This window comes from Streptomyces sp. MB09-01 (assembly GCF_033794505.1).
GTDB lineage: Bacteria > Actinomycetota > Actinomycetes > Streptomycetales > Streptomycetaceae > Streptomyces.
This window is the reverse complement of sequence record NZ_JARAYQ010000432.1, coordinates 1-4,258: the sequence shown is the minus strand read 5'-3', so window position 1 is coordinate 4,258 and position 4,258 is coordinate 1. Positions and strand designations below refer to the sequence as shown.

The window sequence follows — 4,258 nt, the reverse complement described above, 5'->3', positions numbered from 1 at the left end:
CCCCGACCCGCATCCCGACCGCCTTCCCCGAGGAGCACCCGATGCCAGCCGCAGCCCGTACCGGCGACCCCACCAACCACGGTGGCCGGCTCGCCACGCCGCCGCCCGGCGCCGCCGCGGCGGTGGCGACGGTGCTGATCGGCGGCCTGCCCGCCGCCGTCGTGGGCAGCCTGCACGTCTGCGTGGTCCCCCCGCACGCGGCGCTGGGGCCGGCCAACGTGATCCTGCCGAACCCGGCCGCCCTCGCCACCGGCACGGTGCTCATCGGCGGCCTGCCCGCCGCGCGGGCGCGCGACCAGACCGCGTGCGGCGCGATGGTCCTGACCGGCGCCCCGAACGTCCTGATCGGCGGTGTCTGATGAGCGAACGGTTCATCGGACGCGGCTGGGCGTTCCCCCTGCGGGTCGGCCCGACCGGCGGGATCGCCATGGTCGAGCGGGAACGGGAGCTGGAGGAAGCCATCCGCCTGATCCTGGGCACCGCCCCCGGCGAACGGCCGATGCGGCCCGAATTCGGCTGCGGCATCCACGAGTACGTCTTCGCCCCCGGCGACGGCGACACCGCCGGCCGGGTCGCCCAGCAGGTGCGCGAGGCCCTGGAACGCTGGGAGCCCAGGATCGCGGTGGACGAGGTCGTCGTGGCCTTCGACGCCGTCGAGGCGGGCACCCTCTACATCGATGTGCACTACACGGTGCGCACCACCAACGACCGGCGCAACCTGGTCTTCCCCTTCTACACGATCCCCTCCGAGGAGGGGGCCGAGGAAATGGTCGCGGACTGATGGCCCTGCCCTCCCCCAACCTGGACGACCGGCGGTTCCAGCAACTCGTCGACGAGGCGAAGCGGTACGTGCAGCAGCGCGCCCCGGAATGGACCGACCACAACGTCTCCGACCCGGGCGTCACCCTGATCGAGACGTTCGCCTACCTCGTGGACCAGCTGCTGTACCGGCTCAACCGGGTCCCGGACAAGAACTACCTTGCGTTCCTCGACCTGTTGGACATCCAGCTGTACCCGCCCTCGGCCGCCGCCGCCGACGTCGACTTCTGGCTGTCGGCCCCGCAGCCCGAGACGGTGACGCTGCCCGCGGGCACCGAGGTGACGACCGCCGCCGGCGAGACCGAGGAGGCCGTGGTCTTCGCGACCGCCGACGACCTGCGCATCGTTCCGAGCGAGCTGACGCGCCTGGTCACCGCGCCCCGCACCGGCGACCACACCGACCGGACCGGCGCGCTCGCCGAGGGCCGCGACATACCGTGCTTCCAGGCGACGCCCGAGCCCGGCGACGCGCTCCTGTTCGGCCTGCCGACGGCCGTACCGCGCTGCGTGGTCGCGGTCCGCCTCGACAGCCGCGTCGAAGGCGTCGGTGTCGACCCGCGCCAGCCCCCGCTGGTGTGGGAGGCGTGGGACGGCGGCCGGTGGCAGCGCTGCGAGACCGACTCCGACAGCACCGGCGGCCTCAACCGGCCCGGTGAGATCATCGTGTACGTCCCGGCCGGCCACTCCGCGTCGGTGATCAGCGGCACCCGAGCGGGCTGGCTGCGCTGCCGGGTCACCGCACCGGAGCCCGGCCAGCCGTTCTACTCGGAGTCCCCGACCGTGCGCGAGGCCGCCGTCTTCACCGTCGGCGGCACGATGACCGTGGAACACGCCGAGCGCGTGACCGACGTACCGCTCGGCGCGTCCGAGGGGGTGGCCGGCCAGACCTTCCGGCTCGGCCGCCCGCCCGTACTGCTCGACGGGGAACCCCCGGTGGTGGAGGTGTCCTCCCCCGAGGGATGGCAGCGCTGGGACGTGGTGGAGCACTTCGGCCGCTCGGCGCCCGAGGACCGGCACGTCCGCGTGAACGCCACCACCGGCGAGTTCTCCTTCCCGCCGGTGCTGCGCGAGGCCGACGGCAGCCTGCGCCCCTGCGGCGCCGTACCGCCCAAGGGCTCCCAGGTCCGCGTGGCCCGCTACCGCACCGGGGGCGGCCCGGCGGGCAACGTCTCCCGCGGCGCGATCTCCGTACTGCGCAGCTCCGTCCCCTACGTCGCCCGCGTCACCAACCGGGAAGCGGCGCGCGGCGGCGTCGCCGGGGAGACCATCGACAACGCCAAGCTGCGGGCGCCGGAGACGCTGCGCATGCAGGAGCGCGCGGTGACCGCCGAGGACTACGAGATCATCGCCCGCCAGGCGGCGCCCTCGGTACGCCGGGTCCGCTGCCTGCCCGCCACCGACGGATCCGGCGGCGCGGGCGCGGTGCGCGTCCTGGTGGTGCCGGACGCGGTGGCCGACGAGGGCGACGACCGGCTCCGCTTCGAGCAGCTGATCCCCTCGGACCAGATGCTCACCGCGATCACCGCCACCCTCGACGAACGGCGCCTGATCGGCACGCGCCTCGTCGTGGAGCCGCCGGTCTACCAGGGCATCACCGTGGTCGCCCGGCTGTCGGCACCCGCCGCGGACGCCGACCGGGTGCGCGAGGCGGCGCTCGCCGCACTGTTCCGCCATCTCAACCCCTTGCACGGCGGACCCGACGGCACCGGCTGGCCGTTCGGGCGGCCCGTCCAGTACGGCGAGGTGTTCGGCGTCCTCCAACGCGCCATCGGGGACGTCCTCGTGGAGGAGATCCGGATGTTCGCCGCCGACCCGATCACCGGGCGGCGCGGCGCCCCCGTCGACCGGATCGACATCGGAGCGGGCGCGCTCGTCTTCTCCTACCAGCACCAGGTGGTCGTGACGGAGCCGGAGACGGGGGTGCACGGATGAGCCGCGCCGCCGTCCCCGGCCTGCCCAGCCGGCACCCGATCGGCGAGCAGCTCCCCGCGCTGTACGCCGACGACGACTTCGCCCAGCGGTTCACGGCGGGCCTGGACACGGTCCTGGCCCCGGTGTTCACGACCCTCGACAACCTGCCCTCCTACTTCGACCCCCGACTGGCCCCCGCCGACTTCCTGTCCTGGCTGGCCTCCTGGGTGGGCGGCATCGACGACCCCCGGTGGCCGACCGGGCTGCGGCGCGAGGCGGTGGCGCGCGCGGTGGAACTGCACCGCTGGCGCGGCACCCGACGCGGCCTGACCGAGGCCCTGCGCTTGGTCCTGGGCGTGTCCGCCGAGGTCAGCGGGGACGGCGGGGCCACCTGGTCCCGTACGGCGGGCGCGGACCTGCCCCCTCCGCCGGCCGCCGAGGTCCTGATCCGGGTGTGGCCGCACCGCGAGGGCGCGGCGTACGCAGTGGACGCCGACCGGGTCCGCGCGCTCGTCCGCACCCTGTGCCCCGTCCACACGGTCTGCCGGGTCGAGGTCCTGCCGGGACCGCCCGGGGGTGAGGGAAGGTGACGGCGATGCGTGCGTGTCCCGTGTGCGGAACGTCCAACGGCGCGACGGACGACTTCTGCGGCAACTGCGGCGCCTACCTGGGCTGGTCGGACGCCACCCCGCCACGGTCTTCGACCGGGACGCGCGGGACGGCTGGGGCCTCCGGGACGGCCGAGACCTCGGGAGCGGTCGGAACCTCGGGGACTTCGGGGACTTCGGGGACCTCCGGGACCACCGGGACCACCGGGACCACCGGGACCACCGGGACCACCGGGACCACCGGGACCACCGGGACCACCGGGACCCCCCGGACCACCGGAACCCCCGCGACGGCCGGGACCTCGGGAGCGGTCGGAACCTCGGGGACTTCCGGGACTTCGGGGACTTCCGGGGCGGCCGGGACCCCCAGGACGACCGGGACCACCGGGACCCCCCGGACCACCGGAACCCCCGCGACGGCCGGGACCTCGGGAACGGTCGGAACCTCGGGGACGGCCAGGACCTCCGGGATGGCCGGGACCTCGCCGAACGCCGCGGCCACGCCCACCGCGGGTTCGGCGTCCGCTGCGGGTTCGGCGTCCGGCGCCGGTGCGGCGTACGACGCCCTCGAGGACACGCCTCAGGGGCGCGCAGCAGCCCAGCCCACAATCCGGGAGGCCACGGCCCCGGAGCAGGCGGCTTCCCGCCCGCCCGCCGGGGCGAACTCGCCCGCGCCCTCGGGTGCGGAGTCGACCGCGCCCGCCGCCGCGCAGGCCGCGGACGCGGATCAGCGGCCCCTCCCCGGACCGCGCAACGGGACCGGCCTGCCCACGCCCTCCACCGAGCAGCTCACCGCCACCGACCGGCGGGCCCTCCCCGGGCCGCGCAGCGGGTCTGACTCGTCCGCACCCTCCACCAGGCAGACCACTGACCAGCAGGCCCCCTCCGGGCCGTGCAGCGGGCCCACCCCCTCCGCACCC

General features: G+C 75.5%; 6 protein-coding genes. 4 read left to right on the top strand and 2 right to left on the bottom strand.

Annotated features, from left to right (window positions below; genetic code table 11):
* Positions 1-41 precede the first annotated feature (41 nt).
* The 4 genes from PV721_RS41705 to PV721_RS41690 are packed head-to-tail and all read left to right on the top strand — an operon-like array spanning position 42 to position 3,320.
* Complete coding sequence (locus PV721_RS41705; protein WP_319733869.1) at positions 42-359, top strand: PAAR domain-containing protein; 318 nt, start codon at positions 42-44, stop codon at positions 357-359.
* Complete coding sequence (locus PV721_RS41700; RefSeq protein WP_319733867.1) at positions 359-781, top strand: GPW/gp25 family protein; 423 nt, start codon at positions 359-361, stop codon at positions 779-781. The genes PV721_RS41705 and PV721_RS41700 overlap by 1 nt, the downstream gene beginning before the upstream one ends.
* Positions 781-2,751: a putative baseplate assembly protein gene (locus PV721_RS41695; RefSeq protein WP_319733866.1), complete on the top strand. Its 1,971-nt coding sequence runs from the start codon at positions 781-783 to the stop codon at positions 2,749-2,751. The genes PV721_RS41700 and PV721_RS41695 overlap by 1 nt, the downstream gene beginning before the upstream one ends.
* Positions 2,748-3,320 (top strand): phage tail protein, encoded by a 573-nt coding sequence (locus PV721_RS41690; protein ID WP_319733864.1) that lies wholly within the window; start codon positions 2,748-2,750, stop codon positions 3,318-3,320. The genes PV721_RS41695 and PV721_RS41690 overlap by 4 nt, the downstream gene beginning before the upstream one ends.
* 73 nt (positions 3,321-3,393) lie before the next feature.
* Here the strand turns inward: PV721_RS41690 and PV721_RS41685 are convergent, their stop codons facing one another.
* Both PV721_RS41685 and PV721_RS41680 read right to left on the bottom strand, forming a co-directional pair.
* Positions 3,394-3,915: a hypothetical protein gene (locus tag PV721_RS41685; protein ID WP_319733862.1), complete on the bottom strand. Its 522-nt coding sequence runs from the start codon at positions 3,913-3,915 to the stop codon at positions 3,394-3,396.
* Between the two features lie 150 nt (positions 3,916-4,065).
* Positions 4,066-4,258 (bottom strand): hypothetical protein (locus tag PV721_RS41680; protein ID WP_319733860.1); only part of this gene is annotated, 193 nt, incomplete at its 5' end.